9 protein-coding genes and 1 pseudogene are annotated in these 14,917 nt (G+C 38.6%); 8 read left to right on the top strand and 2 right to left on the bottom strand.

Features of this window, described 5'->3' with window-relative positions; genetic code table 11:
- Nucleotides 1–91 precede the first annotated feature (91 nt).
- Together LIT25_07885 and LIT25_07890 are read left to right on the top strand one after the other, a co-directional pair.
- A complete protein-coding gene (locus LIT25_07885; GenBank protein ID USK35214.1) occupies nucleotides 92–3,211 on the top strand; it encodes a S8 family serine peptidase in 3,120 nt (1,039 codons plus the stop codon).
- Nucleotides 3,208–3,393: a cell wall-binding repeat-containing protein gene (locus tag LIT25_07890; GenBank protein ID USK36200.1), complete on the top strand. Its 186-nt coding sequence runs from the start codon at nucleotides 3,208–3,210 to the stop codon at nucleotides 3,391–3,393. The genes LIT25_07885 and LIT25_07890 overlap by 4 nt, the downstream gene beginning before the upstream one ends.
- 26 nt (nucleotides 3,394–3,419) lie before the next feature.
- Here LIT25_07890 and LIT25_07895 read toward each other — a convergent pair whose 3' ends face one another.
- Entirely contained in the window at nucleotides 3,420–4,061 is a 642-nt protein-coding gene (locus LIT25_07895; protein USK36201.1) for an alpha/beta hydrolase, read from the bottom strand.
- A 166-nt stretch (nucleotides 4,062–4,227) separates the two neighbouring features.
- Between LIT25_07895 and LIT25_07900 the strand changes: the two genes are divergently transcribed.
- From LIT25_07900 to manA, 5 genes are all read left to right on the top strand, one after another.
- Nucleotides 4,228–5,175, top strand: a complete 948-nt coding sequence (locus tag LIT25_07900; GenBank protein USK36202.1) for an ABC transporter ATP-binding protein — start codon at nucleotides 4,228–4,230, stop codon at nucleotides 5,173–5,175.
- 3 nt (nucleotides 5,176–5,178) lie between these two features.
- On the top strand, nucleotides 5,179–6,699 hold the full coding sequence (opuFB, locus tag LIT25_07905; protein ID USK35215.1) for an osmoprotectant update ABC transporter permease/substrate-binding subunit OpuFB: 1,521 nt from the start codon (nucleotides 5,179–5,181) through the stop codon (nucleotides 6,697–6,699).
- 291 nt (nucleotides 6,700–6,990) lie between these two features.
- Nucleotides 6,991–8,952 carry a BglG family transcription antiterminator gene (locus LIT25_07910; GenBank protein ID USK35216.1) on the top strand — a complete coding sequence of 654 codons (1,962 nt, stop codon included), beginning with the start codon at nucleotides 6,991–6,993 and terminating at the stop codon, nucleotides 8,950–8,952.
- A 125-nt stretch (nucleotides 8,953–9,077) separates the two neighbouring features.
- Complete coding sequence (locus LIT25_07915) at nucleotides 9,078–10,991, top strand: PTS fructose transporter subunit IIABC (protein USK35217.1); 1,914 nt, start codon at nucleotides 9,078–9,080, stop codon at nucleotides 10,989–10,991.
- A 181-nt stretch (nucleotides 10,992–11,172) separates the two neighbouring features.
- Nucleotides 11,173–12,114, top strand: coding sequence for a mannose-6-phosphate isomerase, class I (gene manA, locus LIT25_07920; GenBank protein USK36203.1), 942 nt, complete (start codon nucleotides 11,173–11,175; stop codon nucleotides 12,112–12,114).
- 201 nt (nucleotides 12,115–12,315) lie between these two features.
- Here manA and LIT25_07925 read toward each other — a convergent pair.
- A pseudogene (locus LIT25_07925) lies at nucleotides 12,316–13,673 on the bottom strand (IS1182 family transposase).
- A gap of 937 nt (nucleotides 13,674–14,610) precedes the next feature.
- Between LIT25_07925 and LIT25_07930 the strand changes: the two are divergent.
- On the top strand, nucleotides 14,611–14,790 hold the full coding sequence (locus LIT25_07930; protein ID USK35218.1) for a small acid-soluble spore protein H: 180 nt from the start codon (nucleotides 14,611–14,613) through the stop codon (nucleotides 14,788–14,790).
- The last annotated feature ends 127 nt before the right edge of the window (nucleotides 14,791–14,917 follow it).

Here is a 14,917-nt window from a genome sequence, read left to right on the forward strand (position 1 = left end):
TTAAATATATAGAAATGTTTTCCAAAAAAGAAATTTCTATGTTTTAATAGAAAATGTTAAATATTATGAATCTATTAAGCGGAGGTTTCAAATGACGAAAAGAAAGTTTAGCAGTTTCATGGCAGTCATTCTGATTTTTGCCCTGTTTTTCAGTCAATTTCCTGTAAATGATGTTAAGGCAGCAGAAGCAGATGTACCGAAAGAAGAAGCGAAATTAACCATTTCAGAACCAGTAGAAGGCTTGTTTGAGGAATCGGAACAAGTACATTGGTACACGATAGATCCAACGGAAGCAGAAATTAAAGATTACACGCACCTGCGAGTAAAGCTTCAATCAGAAGCTGAATTGAATGTAACGGTATATTCCAGTCTTGAAAATGCAGTTGATAATCGCGCATTCGACAGATATATGGGGTATTCTTATGCAGATCAACCGGCAGTCATTGATTTCCCGGTAGCATGGGCGGGACCTTTTTATATTAAAGTAGAGCATTACGCTGGTGAAGAAGAGAACACAGAAGAAGAGAACACAGAAGAAGAGATGACGATTGAGGAAGAGCCGTCAGAGCCACCCGCTTCCTATATGATCGGATATGATGGGATAACACTTCCTCCTTCTGAATATGTAAGTACGGAAGAGTGCCCGGCAGAGCTTAGCACAAAAGAAAGAGAAAACGGCAAAAACATCATAAATGACTTGAGAGCCATTCGTGAGGATGTGCTTGCTAAAACAGAAAATGGACAAGAATTGTCATCCATGTATTACAAAATTGCCCCATTCTTAAGCACGAAAATGGTTTTTAGCAAAACCACCCGTGATAACGTTTATCAAGATTTAATGCAATTAAAAGGCTTATTTACAGATGTTGCTGAAAAAGGCAGCAGCAGTACGTATAAAATTACAAAAGCCGATCAAGATGCAATCAATCGTCTATACACGACTGCACTTGAATCTGTACCGGCTTTCCTTCAGGATCAAATTGAGAAAACCGGGAAAAGCATCGGAATTTCAAACGTAACAAACAAAACAGTTTCTTCCATTTTACAAATGGGCGGATATGCGTTACCTTCTGCAAGCAGCTATGAAAACCGCGTCATTGTAAAATTAAAAGAAGGCAAGAAACTAAGCAGTATACAGTCAAAAACAAAATCATTCGGCATTCAGTCGGCTGCTTCGCTAAAAGCCAATAAATCTGTTTTTCCTGATATGTATGTCATGGAAGTAGAAGGAAGCTCATCAGGCTTTAAAGCTTCAGCGAGTTCTTTAAACACAGCAGCAGGAAAGCTTGCCAAGCTTCCTGAGGTAGAATTTGCCGAACCTGTTCAGCAATATAAAGCATTTACTGCTGACGCTCAATATCCATATCAATGGCCGCTGAAAAACGCAGGAAAAGATGGCGGCACTGCTGATGCTGATATTAAATTTGAACAGCTTCACGAATTAATTAAAGGCAGAGAGCTGAATGATACCGTTATTGCCGTAGTTGACACTGGTGTTGATCATACACTAGCCGACCTTAACAGCAAAGTACTTGCGGATAACGGCTACAATTTTATTGGAAAAAATTCAAATGCAATGGATGATCATGGGCATGGCACACATGTTTCGGGCATCATCGCTGCAGAGAACAATAACCATTACTCAATGTCAGGCATCAATTCACATGCTGAAATTCTTCCTGTAAAAGTCCTTGATGCAGCAGGAAGCGGCGACACGGAGCAAATTGCATTCGGAATTCGATATGCAGTTGATCAAGGTGCAGACGTGATCAACCTGAGTCTTGGCGGAGGATACAGCCGCGTCATCGAGAGTGCATTAAAATATGCTTACGATCATGATGTAACAGTTGTAGCAGCAAGCGGAAATGATGGCATGGAAGAGCTTTCTTACCCTGCTTCTTCTAAGTATGTTATCTCAGTAGGCGGAACAAACCGCATTGATCTAGTATCGGATTATTCCAACTATGGAAAAGGACTGGATCTAGTTGCACCAGGTACTGACATTCCTAGCTTAATGCCTGATGGCAATGTAACGAATATGACGGGAACATCAATGGCAGCACCTCATGTTGCAGCAGCAGCCGGCCTGCTTCTTTCACATAATATGGATTTAACGCCAGGTGAAGTAGAACGAATCCTGACGAAATCTGCTGCTGACATTGCATTTGATGAACAAGATAACCCTATGGATGACTTCGAAGAGTATCCATATGACGAAGAATACCCGTATCCTGAAGAAGAAGTCATTCCAGGTTATGACACAGTTTCTGGCTGGGGCCGACTTGATGTATTCGGCGCTGTTAAAGCATTTGATCGAATGAATATTCCGGTGGAACGCATTTCTGGTTCAGACCGCTATGAAACAGCTGTAAAAGTATCAAAAGAAAGCTTTACTGGGTCCGGTACAGTTGTGATTGCAACAGGCAAAAATTATCCGGATGCATTAAGTGCAGCTCCTCTTGCCCATAAACACAAGGCCCCTCTTTTATTAACAGACACGAATTCACTTCCTGCTGTTGTAAAAGGTGAGCTTAAGCGCCTGGGAGCGAAAAAAGTTATTCTGGTTGGCGGAAAATCTGTCATAACAGCGAACGTAGAAAAAGAGCTGAAGGCTGCAGGCATAACAACGATTTCCAGAATCAGCGGCTTAGACCGTTATGAGACATCAGTTAATATTGCTAAACAGCTTGGTACGGCGGATCGTGCTGCAGTTGTTACAGGAGAAAGCTTTGCAGATGCCTTATCAATTGCACCAATCGCTGCATCGAAAACGATGCCAATATTACTGACAAAGAAAAATGCCATACCGAATTCTGTCAGCCAATACGTTAAATCAAGCAACATGAAGCAAACCTTTGTTATTGGAGGCGCAGCTGTTGTGCCTGATAAAATTGCTAAAGTTTTCCCAAATCATAAACGCATCAGCGGGGCGACTCGTTATGAAACAAACAGCAGCATCATCAGCTACTTTGCAGCTGACTTGAATATGTCCAGTCCGTTTATTGCAACTGGAACAAACTACCCCGATGCATTGTCAGGTTCTGCTGCAGCAGCAGTTCATGGAAATCCTATGATTTTAACAAATCCAAAAGCAGCTGATCAAACAACGATCGATACAATTGCTGCTTATGCTGATTCAGCTAAAATGTATTACATCATTGGCGGAGAAAATGCTCTTCCTGAATCTGCAATCAGCTCATTATTTGAATAAGTTTTGCGGGTTCTGCACTTGCGGCTCAATATTTAAGCCCGGTTGTTTTAACAAATCCAAATACTGCGAACGGCGCAACTAAAACTACTATTCAAAAGTATAAGGAACAAACATTTGTTTATTACATTCTCGGAGGAGAAAATGCTCTTCCTCAAAGTGCAATTGATCAGCTGTTTGAATAAAAGAAGCGCGGCTTGCTGCCGCGCTTTTAAAATGCCTCAATCTTCGCCATCACTTCTTTTAATATATCCACGGAACCTACAGGATCACCATCCAATTCTAAACTATGATTCGCCAGAGGAATAAGGACGGAGTGAAGAGCAGGGTTTTCCTTCAGCTGTTGAAATCTATCTTCCTTATAATAAGGATCCTTATCGCCAATCATGCACAATCCTCGTTTTTTGCTCTTTACGATCGACCAAAAAACATCTTCTCTATTTAATAGCGGTGTTAACCAAATGACTTTTGCATCGAAAAAAGCTGTTCTGCCGAGCTCTGAAGCTAATGCAATGGTTCCGAGCGATTTTCCTATTAGATAAAAATCACTGTAAGTATGTGCGCTTAAGACAGTGTCGATTACGTTTCTTACATCTCTTTTTAAAGCCTCATCGATTTCTTCATTTGTAAAAGATTCATAGAATGCTGAATTGTAATGATAATTGATGTGGAGCACGTCAGCATTCTTGTTTAAGAATACCCCTGTTGAATAATGAAAAAGAGGACCCTGGGCTGTATAGCCTAAGCCTGGAAGCATAATGGCAAGGCTTTTTGTGTTAGAATTTCTGCTGAGAAGTGTATATGGAATGTTAGCATTCTTAAATCCGGTTACAGAATCTGTTTTGATCTTCATCACTGGCTTCACCCTCTCTTTTCTAGTATTATACAGATAATTCCACTTTTGCTTAAGAGAAAGTTTTCGTTATTTGAAAAAAGATGCATAACTCCTGAATATTTCGGGTAATAGAGAGTAAGGTATGACTATTTTTTTCATTATTATAATAGAAAAAGGTGAGCTGATGATCCGCTTTGAGAACGTATCTAAGGTATATAAGGATGGTACAAAAGCCGTTAATGCTTTGGATTTAACCATAGAAAAAGGGGAGTTTTTTGTTTTTATCGGGCCTTCAGGCTGCGGGAAAACAACAACAATGAAAATGATTAACCGTCTGATAGATGCAACGGCTGGATCTGTTTACATAGACGGAAAAAATGTTCATAACTACGACATTCATGAACTCCGCTGGAATATTGGGTATGTGCTGCAGCAGATTGCTCTGTTTCCGCATATGACGATTGAAGAAAATATCGCGATCGTTCCTGAGCTTAGAAAATGGGAAGCTGACAAAATCCGCAAGCGGACAGATGAGCTTCTTGAAATGGTAGGTCTTGAACCTGATACATATCGAACACGGAAACCGAGCGAATTATCCGGCGGTCAGCAGCAGAGAATCGGAGTCATCAGGGCGCTTGCTGCTGATCCTGATATCATTCTCATGGACGAGCCATTCAGCGCGCTAGATCCGATCAGCCGCGAAAAACTGCAGCAGGATATGATTGATCTGCAAAAGCGGATTCATAAAACGATTGTATTTGTCACACATGATATGCAGGAGGCCTTGGCTTTAGGAGACCGCATTTGTGTGATGAAGGATGGAGAGGCTATTCAGGTTGATGCACCTGAAGCCATTATAGCGAATCCTGCTAATGAGTTTGTAAAGGAGTTTATCGGTCATCGTGCCGTGACAAATGTTCTAGAGGGTTCGATTGAAGGGTTTGTTCGTCCTCCTCAAGAAACAGATTCCCTGAAAGTCCCGTTGTCTTATTCAGCAGACATCAAGGAGGCCCTGGCTCGATTAGGAGAAGAAGATATGATTCCAATTGAACGGGATGGACAGATTATCGGAACCATTACAAGAGAGTCGGCCGTACAGTTTCTATCGGGGCAAACGGAAGAAAGAGGTTAACGCATGAATGAATTCATTGATGTTTTTAAAGATAGACAAGGCGAGCTATTATCTGCTTTGTTTGAACATATCCAAATTTCGTTTATAGCTCTTTTGCTTGCTGTCATCATATCTATTCCCCTTGGCATTTATTTAACAAGAAAAACCAAAGCTGCAGAAGGTGTCATTGGAATCTCAGCAGTGCTCCAAACCATACCTTCCCTTGCTTTGCTTGGATTGCTGATACCGCTTGTCGGGATTGGAGTCGTACCAGCAATTATTGCCTTGGTTATTTATGCACTGCTCCCAATCCTGAGAAATACATACACGGGAATTAAAGAGGTTGATCCTTCCTTAATTGAAGCGGCAAGAGCGATGGGAATGAACAATTCCAAGCGTCTGTTTAAAGTGGAGCTGCCTCTTGCCCTCCCGGTAATTATGGCCGGAATCCGGACAGCGATGGTGCTGATCGTAGGAACGACAACACTTGCAGCTCTAATAGGCGCAGGGGGATTAGGGAAACTGATTCTGCTTGGCATCGACCGCAACGATAACATGCTGATTTTACTTGGAGCAATTCCAGCGGCCCTTCTTGCAATCTTGTTTGATGTTCTCCTTCGTTTAGTTGAAAAAACATCAGCGAAAAGATCAATGAAAGCAGTTGGTATTGCAGGATTAATCGCAGTCTTAATTGTTGCTGTGCCGCTTGTATTTGGGACAGGGAAAAAAGATATCGTCATCGCCGGCAAACTTGGATCTGAGCCTGAAATTTTAATCAATATGTATAAGCTGCTGATTGAGAAGGAGACAGATTTAGAAGTGGAAGTTAAACCTGGTCTCGGAAAAACCTCTTTTGTTTTCAATGCGCTAAAATCAGGAGATATTGATATTTACCCGGAATTCACTGGTACCGCCATTACTACATTTTTAAAAGAGGAAGCAGTAAGCAACAATCGAAACGAAGTGTATGAGCAGGCCAAAATAGGTATGATGGAAGAATTTGATATGGCCTACCTTGAGCCGATGAAATTTAACAACACATACACTCTAGCCGTGCCCCAGGAAGCAGCAGAACAATTTGGCCTTGAAAAAATGTCAGATTTAAAACAAGTGGCAGGCAATATGAAGGCTGGTTTTACACTTGAATTTACTGATCGTGAGGACGGATATAAAGGTATCCAAAAGCTTTATGAAACAACCTTTCCAAACTTAAAAACGATGGAGCCAAAGCTGCGTTACGAAGCCATTCAGTCTGGTGAAATCAATTTAATTGATGCATATTCTACAGACAGTGAGCTGCAGCAATACAACTTAACAGTTCTAGAAGATGATAAAAACTTATTCCCGCCTTATCAGGGTGCACCGTTATTGAAAAAAGAAACGCTTGAAGAGCATCCGGAGATTGAGGACGCGCTAAATAATCTCGCAGGAAAAATTACGGACGATGAAATGCGGGATATGAACTATCAGGTAAATGTTGAAGGAAAGCAAGCTTCAGAAGTGGCGAAAGAGTACCTTCAAAAAGAAGGCCTGCTGAAAGAATAGAGAATAAAAAGAGAGAATCCAACTGGAATTCTCTCTTTTTGCTATTTGACCAAGGGAATATGCAATGAAATGATAGAAAACCATACAAATTAAGCTTTCTGAATAGATTTCTTTGTTTATCATAAAAGAAAAATGAGATATGATGAGATTTAATGTCTGCGGTTTTTACAAATTCCCCGTCTAGTTTTTATAGATGTATTGTGTCAATTAGAATATCATCAAATGTATCGTATAAAAAACGGTGTTAAATCCACAATATAATGAATATAGAATTGTTCCAAAGATAAGCAGGTGAACCTAATGAATGCAAGACAGCAAGAAATCCTACATATTTTATTAACTCAATCAGATCAGCATTTGTTAGTGCAGGATATTGCAGAAAGAGTGGATTGTTCCGAAAAAACAATACGCAATGATTTTAAGGCTATCGAAGAGTACATGAAACATCATTCAAATGCTTCTTTAATTCGAAAACCAGGGTTAGGCGTATACTTAGAAATTGAAGAGCGCGAGAAGACAACCTTATTTAAACAGCTGCACCTGGCAAAAAATCCAGTCTATGAATCTAATGAAAGGGTTCTCCAAATAGCCTATCAGCTTCTAATGTCCGTAAAGCAAGTAACAGTGCAGGATTTTGCTTTGCAGTATTTTGTGAATAAATCAGTTATTAAAAAAGACTTGGACAAAATCAATGAATGGCTAAAGAATATGGACTTAACATTAATTTCTAAGCAAAGAGTCGGTCTATCGATTATAGGAACTGAAAAAAATAAACGAACAGCTTTTTCCCGATTCTATCAGCTGACCAACAATATGACATCCAGTATACAATTTATAAAAGAACAATTTTCATCTCATGAAGCTGAAGCAGTAAAAAATGAATTGAAAGAACTTCAAAATCGGCAGTCTTTATATTTTACAGATGAAACAGTTGAAAGTTTAATCATCCATACACTCCTGATGATTAAGCGAATAAAACTTAAACAGCCTATTTCTATCTCAGAAAAAGAAAAATCTCTTCTCAGAGATAAGAAAGAATATGAATGGACTTCTGAATTTCTAAAAAGGCTGGAACCTGTTTTTTCATTGCATTTTCCAGAAGAGGAAATCACTTATTTAGCTTTACATATATTAGGCGGGAAAATTCGTTATCAACAAAGAAACGAGACAGACAAAATGGCTGGTTTTACTGAAAATAACCCTATGCTATTAATGCTTGTGCATCTTTTAGTAAATCGTATGACCGAGTTAAATATGATTGAATTTACAAAGGATCAAACCTTGTTAAGCGGACTGAAGGTTCATTTGTATACAACATTAAATCGTCTTAATTACGGTCTTTCTGTTACAAATCCAATGTTGGATGATATAAAAAAAATGTATCCTTATATGTTTGATATGGTCATTAACGTCTTAGAAGAAATTAATCAATCTTTCGCTTTGTCAATTCCAGAGGAAGAAGCAGCCTATGTCACTTTGCATTTTCAAGCATCGATTGAACGGCTTAAAAGTACTAGAGAAAAGATGAAAAATGCCGTTATTGTTTGTCATATGGGAATTGGTACGTCCCAGTTATTAAAAACTAAAATTGAGAGAAAGTTTTATTCCATCCATATCAAGGGGTGCATAGCGAAGGCAGACTTAAAAGATTTTTTAGCAAAATATGATATCGATCTTGTGATATCCACTGTCTCTTTGCCGGAACTAAAGATTCCGCATCTTGTCGTTTCCCCATTGTTAACGGAAGCAGAAGTAGAGAAATTAAAGAATTTTATCAATCAGTTTGAAGAATCTGTTCATCATGAACTAGAAGAATCTGTTGTGTTGAAATATACGAATCCTTTTTTAGTTTTTTTACAGCAGGATGCAGAACATCGTTATGAAATAATCGAAATGCTTGCTGACTCCTTGTATGAAAAAGGGTATGTGGAAAAAGAATATGCACATAACGCCATTAATAGGGAAAAAATGTCATCGACAACCATTGGTGCAGGCATTGCCATTCCACACGGCAATCCCAAACTGATCAAGCAGTCAGCAATTGCAATTGCTACTTTAAAAAAACCGATTAAATGGGGATCAGAAAAAGTAACACTCGTATTTATGCTCGCTGTAAAAAATGATGAGCATGAAGAGACAAGGCAGCTATTTGGTGAATTGTCCTATATAAGCGAACAACCTGCTTTCATTCAAACTCTCATTAAAGAAAAAGACAAAATGAACTTTTTATCTTATTTTCATGGTGGAAAATAGTAACCTATAAAGGATAAAAAACGATTTTTCCGGAAGCTGCGGTAAAAAGTTAAACTTTTCCCCTTGTTATTTCGCGGTATAGTGAGAATGTAAGCGATTGCGAGATGAATTTAGGAGGATTAGAAATGAAGATATTAGCGATTACATCCTGTCCAAACGGGATTGCTCATACTTATATGGCTGCAGAAAATCTTCAAAAAGCTGCTAAAAAGTTAGGCGTTCAAATGAAGGTTGAAACCCAGGGCTCGATCGGGGTAGAAAATGAATTTACTGAGAAGGATATTCGTGAAGCGGACGGCATTATTATCGCTGCTGACAAAACAGTCAATAAAGATCGATTTATTGGCAAAAAGGTGTTAGTTGCTGGTGTTCAAGACGGTATACGCAAGCCTGAAGAATTAATTAATAAAATAAGCGGCGACGTACCTGTGTACAAAGCATCAAAGACTGCAGAAAATAATCATAAAAAAGAAGATAAACAAAACCCATTTTACCGGCATTTAATGAATGGTGTTTCTTATATGATTCCATTCATAGTGATTGGCGGTTTATTAATAGCGATTGCGTTAACTCTGGGAGGAGAAAAGACTCCTGGAGGGCTGGTGATTCCGGATGATTCATTCTGGAAAACAATCGAAAAGCTCGGTGGAGCATCCTTTACATTCATGCTTCCAATTCTGGCAGGATTCATTGCCGTTAGTATTGCTGATAGACCTGGTTTAGCTCCTGGTATGATTGGCGGATATATTGCAGCAAATGGCAGTTTTTACGGAAGCGAAGCTGGTGCAGGCTTTATCGGCGGTATTATCGCGGGTTTCTTAGCTGGTTATGTAGCTTTAGGTATTAAAAAACTAAAAGTACCAAAAGCCATTCAGCCTATCATGCCAATTATCATCATCCCGATCGTTGCGTCACTCATTGTCGGTCTCATATTTGTTTATATACTTGGAGCACCTGTTGCACAAGTTTTCGAATCATTAACATCTTGGTTAGCAAGCATGCAAGGTACAAGCTCAATCCTATTAGCATTAATTTTAGGTGCAATGATTTCCTTTGATATGGGAGGTCCTGTAAATAAGGTTGCCTTCCTCTTCGGATCTGCAATGATAGCTGAAGGAAACTATGAAATCATGGGCCCAATCGCAGTTGCAATCTGTATTCCGCCTATTGGAATGGGACTTGCGACGTTCTTAGGAAAGAAAAAATTCCAGCCTGCAGAAAGAGAAGCAGGAAAAGCATCATTTACAATGGGATTATTCGGAATCACAGAAGGAGCAATCCCGTTTGCAGCTCAAGATCCGCTTCGTGTCATTCCAAGCATTATGGCCGGTTCTATGATTGGTTCAGTTATCGCGATGCTTGGACATGTTGGAGACAAAGTTGCACATGGAGGACCGATCGTTGCCGTCCTTGGAGCTGTTGATAATGTTCTGATGTTTTTTATCGCCGTTATTGCAGGTTCGTTTGTAACAGCTCTTTTGGTCAATATCTTGAAAAGAGATATTCAAACATTAGATATCCCTGATGCAGAAGAAGCTGAAGAAACACTAGAAGTACCTCAAAAAGCAGCAAATATAGAAATTAAAAAATTAACAGATATTACCGACCTAGAGCTAATTGACGTGAATTTAACCGGATTAACACGTGATGATGTTATTGATGAAATGATACAGAAATTAGATGATGCAGGAGCCTTAAGTTCAACTTCAGATTTCAAACAGGCTATCCTAAACCGAGAACAAGAAAGTTCAACAGGAATTGGCATGAACATTGCTATCCCTCACGGAAAATCAATGGCCGTAAAGAAACCTCGCGTTGTTTTTGGTCTCAAAAAAGATGGGGTAGACTGGAAAAGCCTTGATGGTACAGATGCAAAGCTGATTTTCATGATTGCTGTTCCTAAGGATAGTGAAGGGAATGAACATTTAAAAATCCTTCAAATGCTTTCTCGGAAACTGATGGATGAAAGCTATAGAGAACAATTATTAGCTGTTAAAACAAAAGAAGAAGCATTTAAGCTACTAGAATCGATTGAATAGGTTAGCCGCCAAGAGAGTTCAGTCCTCAAACTAAAGGATAAATTTTAGCCCTTTTTCTCATTTTTGATGGGAAGAGGGCCTGAACTTTTTACTTGAAAAAAAAGATGTTTCAAAGGACACAGTATGACAACTTATATACTTAAAAGATAATAAGGATGAAAGGGAGAGATTTGTTTTGACCATTGAGCCATTGTTTTTTGAACCTATTTTTAAAGAAAGAATTTGGGGCGGAGAGAACCTGACTTCCTTCGGATATGATATTCCATATACTCAAACAGGAGAGTGCTGGGCATTCGCAGCACATTCAAATGGACAAAGTGTTGTAAAAAATGGCGCATATAAAGGGTTATCCTTGGGTGAACTATGGGAAAAACACCGTGAGTTATTTGGAAATATAGCAGGAGACCGTTTTCCTCTTCTTACTAAAATATTAGACGCAAATCAAGACTTGTCGGTTCAGGTTCATCCTAATGATGAGTATGCCAAGATTCATGAGAATGGAGAGTTAGGGAAAACCGAATGCTGGTATATTATTGATTGTAAAGATAATGCCGAAATTATTTATGGACATCATGCAAAAACAAAAGAAGAACTAATTCGGATGATTGAAAATGAAGAATGGGATAAACTGCTTCGTTCGGTAAAAGTCAAACCAGGTGATTTCTTCTATGTACCTAGTGGAACCATTCATGCGATTGGTGAAGGCATTATCATATTAGAGACGCAGCAAAACTCTGATACTACTTACCGTGTATATGATTATAATCGAAAGGATTCACAAGGGAATCTTCGTGAGCTTCATATTCAAAAAAGTATCGAAGTAACCGAAGTTCCTTTCTCAGCAAATAAATTAATTACTCAACCTGAAAAAATTGAGGGTTTAACGATCGATTCACTAATTGAATGCCCTTACTTTACAGTACAAAAATGGGAAATAGATGGATCAGCCAGCTTAAAACAACAAAAGCCATTCCTTCTTGTAAGTGTTATTCATGGAGAGGGTGAACTTATCCATAATGGTAATCATTCCTTCTTTAAAAAAGGAGATCACTTTTTATTACCTGGTGAATTCGGTGAATTCGAGCTTGCAGGTAAATCAGAACTTATTATTTCAAGTATTTAAGAGACAATTCGCCGCTCTCGTATGAAAGAATCATAAAGTTATTTACTTATAACAACTTAAATAAGGAAATGTAAGAAAGGACAACTCTTAGAGTTGTCCTTTCAGATTGTAGACAAAAGGCATTCGGATGAACTCTATCCGAATGCTTTTTGTCATTTCTAGGGCTAATTTGATGTTTGTAGGCCTATTCGTTGACTATTTTTATACCGCTTTCGCTGGCTTCCATGTCCAGGATGCCAACTTTTTCAAGTTCATGGCAGCAAAAGTAAGCATCGCCTGCATGGACAATTTTTTGAGTCCTCTCAACGTTGTCCAACGCATACCATGCTTTTCTTTTGCATCTGCAAAGACACGCTCTATCGTTTCTTTACGTTTTGCATAAATTGTTTTGTTCTCTTCTGTATGACGAAGGTGTTCAGCTTCATCTAAGTATTCTTGCCAGAGATGCCTTTCAATCAATTTCTGATGATTTTGGCTCTCCGTACATTGGCTTAGGAATGGGCAATTTTCACAAACCTTCGGATCGGAAGAGTATTGTCTGTATCCTTTTTTCGTAGTAGTTCTGTAAGGAAGCACTTGATCGTGCGGGCATATGTAACAATCAAAATGTTCGTCGTACACATAATCACTTTTCTTGAAAAATCCATCTTTTGTTTTTGGCCGTGTATAAGGAAAAACCGGACGAATTTCTTTTTCGTTCAAATAGTGAGCAAGAGCAGGGTTCTTGTAAGCAGCATCGGCAGCAACAGCAGCAGGTTTCTTGTGAAGCTCAGTTACTTGATCAAGTAGAGGCTCGAATATTGCACTGTCGTGCACGTTACCAGGCGTAACGATTGTCCCCAGAACAAATCCTTTTTCGTCAGAGGCTGCGTGAAATGAGTAAGCGAACTGTTTTGTTCTTTCATCTTTTACGTAATAGCCACTTTCCGGATCCGTCGTACTTTCTTTAATCTCTTTCTCTTCCGGTTCAAATTTATCTGGGGGAAAAGGCTTTTTTCCGTTTTCTTCGCGGTCTAGATTGAGTTCGTTTTGGAGCCTTTCCTCATATGATTTCGTTTCTTTTCGTACGATTTTTTTCTGATACTTTCGTTTATTAGCACTAGCCTTTACGTGAGTTGAATCAATAAATACCTGTTCTCCATTGACCAGTTTCTTATCAATCGCCTCTTTTAAGATGCGGTAAAATATCTGCTCAAACAGATCTGTATCCTTAAAGCGCCGTTCATAGTTTTACCGAATGTTGAGAAGTGGGGCACCTTGTCATGAAAACCAAAACCCAAAAACCAACGGTAGGCTAAGTTGGTTTCAATCTCTTCAATGGTTCTTCTCATGGATCGAATACCGAAAAGGTATTGGATGAAGGTCATTTTAATCAATATGACCGGATCAATACTTGGACGACCTCGATCTGCGGAATAGACTTTCTCTACTAATGGATAGATGAAAGAAAAATCGAGAGCTTGTTCAATTTTACGGACTAAGTGATCTTCCGGCACCAACTGTTCAAGTGTAATCATTTCTAGTTGATCGCGATTCATTTGATTATTTTTAGACAACATCCAAATCACCTCTGTATTGTTCTATTTTCATTATATAAAAAAACTGCCGACAAATCCCCCAAAAAGGGGGGATTTGTCGACAGTCTGAAAGGACAACTCTTAGAGTTGTCCTTTCTCAATGAAAAATGGTTTTCATTATTTTTCACTGAACGCGATTTGCAATCCAATAAAGCCCAGCAATGAACCTTTTATGACGTTCATTATCTTTGCTATAAACGTTTTTCTTAATAGTAGATTGCGTATTTTATCCGAAAATACACTAACTGCTATAAAAATGATTAAAGCCAGAACCATAAATAAATCCTAAAGTATCCTTATTCTTTTAGCATAATTACCTCAATTCGTTGATAAAACGATGGGGCATGTAATGTTCATCAAAATACCTTTTTTGTACAATTGATCCGTTTTAATGGTTCATGGATTTCAATTTTCTCCCTAAAGTTCAAGGACAACCGGTAATGGTTCGTAATCAAGATAAAGATGTAATATTAATCGGGTTAGAGCCAGCATTCCGTGATCACACAGAATATCTCTTTAGACTCCTTTCAAATGCTATTTTTTAAAAATAAAAAAAGGATTTGACCCATTAGTTAAGCTATTAGCCGAATATTGGAGACTTATAAATCAAAGTTTCCGATATTCGGTTTAATGATTTATTTAACTAACATTCAGCGGTTTTCACAAAAATTCAGATGGATTAATTAGAATAAATTTTTTTCGTTTAGGGGGTAATTATTTGCCTTAGCTTGAAGGGCATGTGGCGGTAGCCCTAGTTGAAAAACAAAAAGTTGCCGGAAATCTTCTTGATTATGGCAACCCTCTAGTGAGTACCCATATTTAACAATTAAATCTTTATTATGTTGAATAACAAGAATAATTATATTGTTTGAAGTTAACATTATGACTTGATTGTTATAAAAAGAGAGGGGGTCTTAATATGAACAAACAACGTGCACAAGAGATTGCTGCATCACCAGTTATGGCTAATGTAACCTATAATGAAGCTCCAATCTATATTCAGAATGTGGATGAAAACAATGAAACAGCTAGAATTTATCCTATTGATGAACCACAGAATGAACAAGTGGTTCCTTTGTCTAACTTAAAAGAACATTAAATCTTCAAAGCGAGTTCATTCGATGTGTTCGGCGAGCGGCTCTCAGGATGGAAGCAAATTAATGAAAAGCACAAGGCAGTATTGACGGGATCACTCCTTAACTCATATGCATGGTATACAGTCGAGA

Source organism: Bacillus sp. F19, from assembly GCA_023823795.1.
GTDB lineage: Bacteria > Bacillota > Bacilli > Bacillales > Bacillaceae > Bacillus_P.

Excerpts from the sequence above, each read along its gene's own strand:
- LIT25_07895 (USK36201.1), bottom strand. The coding sequence starts at position 4,061 with ATGAAGATCAAAACAGATTCTGTAACCGGATTTAAGAATGCTAACATT.
- opuFB (USK35215.1), top strand. The coding sequence starts at position 5,179 with ATGAATGAATTCATTGATGTTTTTAAAGATAGACAAGGCGAGCTATTA.
- LIT25_07900 (USK36202.1), top strand. The coding sequence starts at position 4,228 with ATGATCCGCTTTGAGAACGTATCTAAGGTATATAAGGATGGTACAAAA.
- LIT25_07885 (USK35214.1), top strand. The coding sequence starts at position 92 with ATGACGAAAAGAAAGTTTAGCAGTTTCATGGCAGTCATTCTGATTTTT.
- LIT25_07930 (USK35218.1), top strand. The coding sequence starts at position 14,611 with ATGAACAAACAACGTGCACAAGAGATTGCTGCATCACCAGTTATGGCT.
- LIT25_07915 (USK35217.1), top strand. The coding sequence starts at position 9,078 with ATGAAGATATTAGCGATTACATCCTGTCCAAACGGGATTGCTCATACT.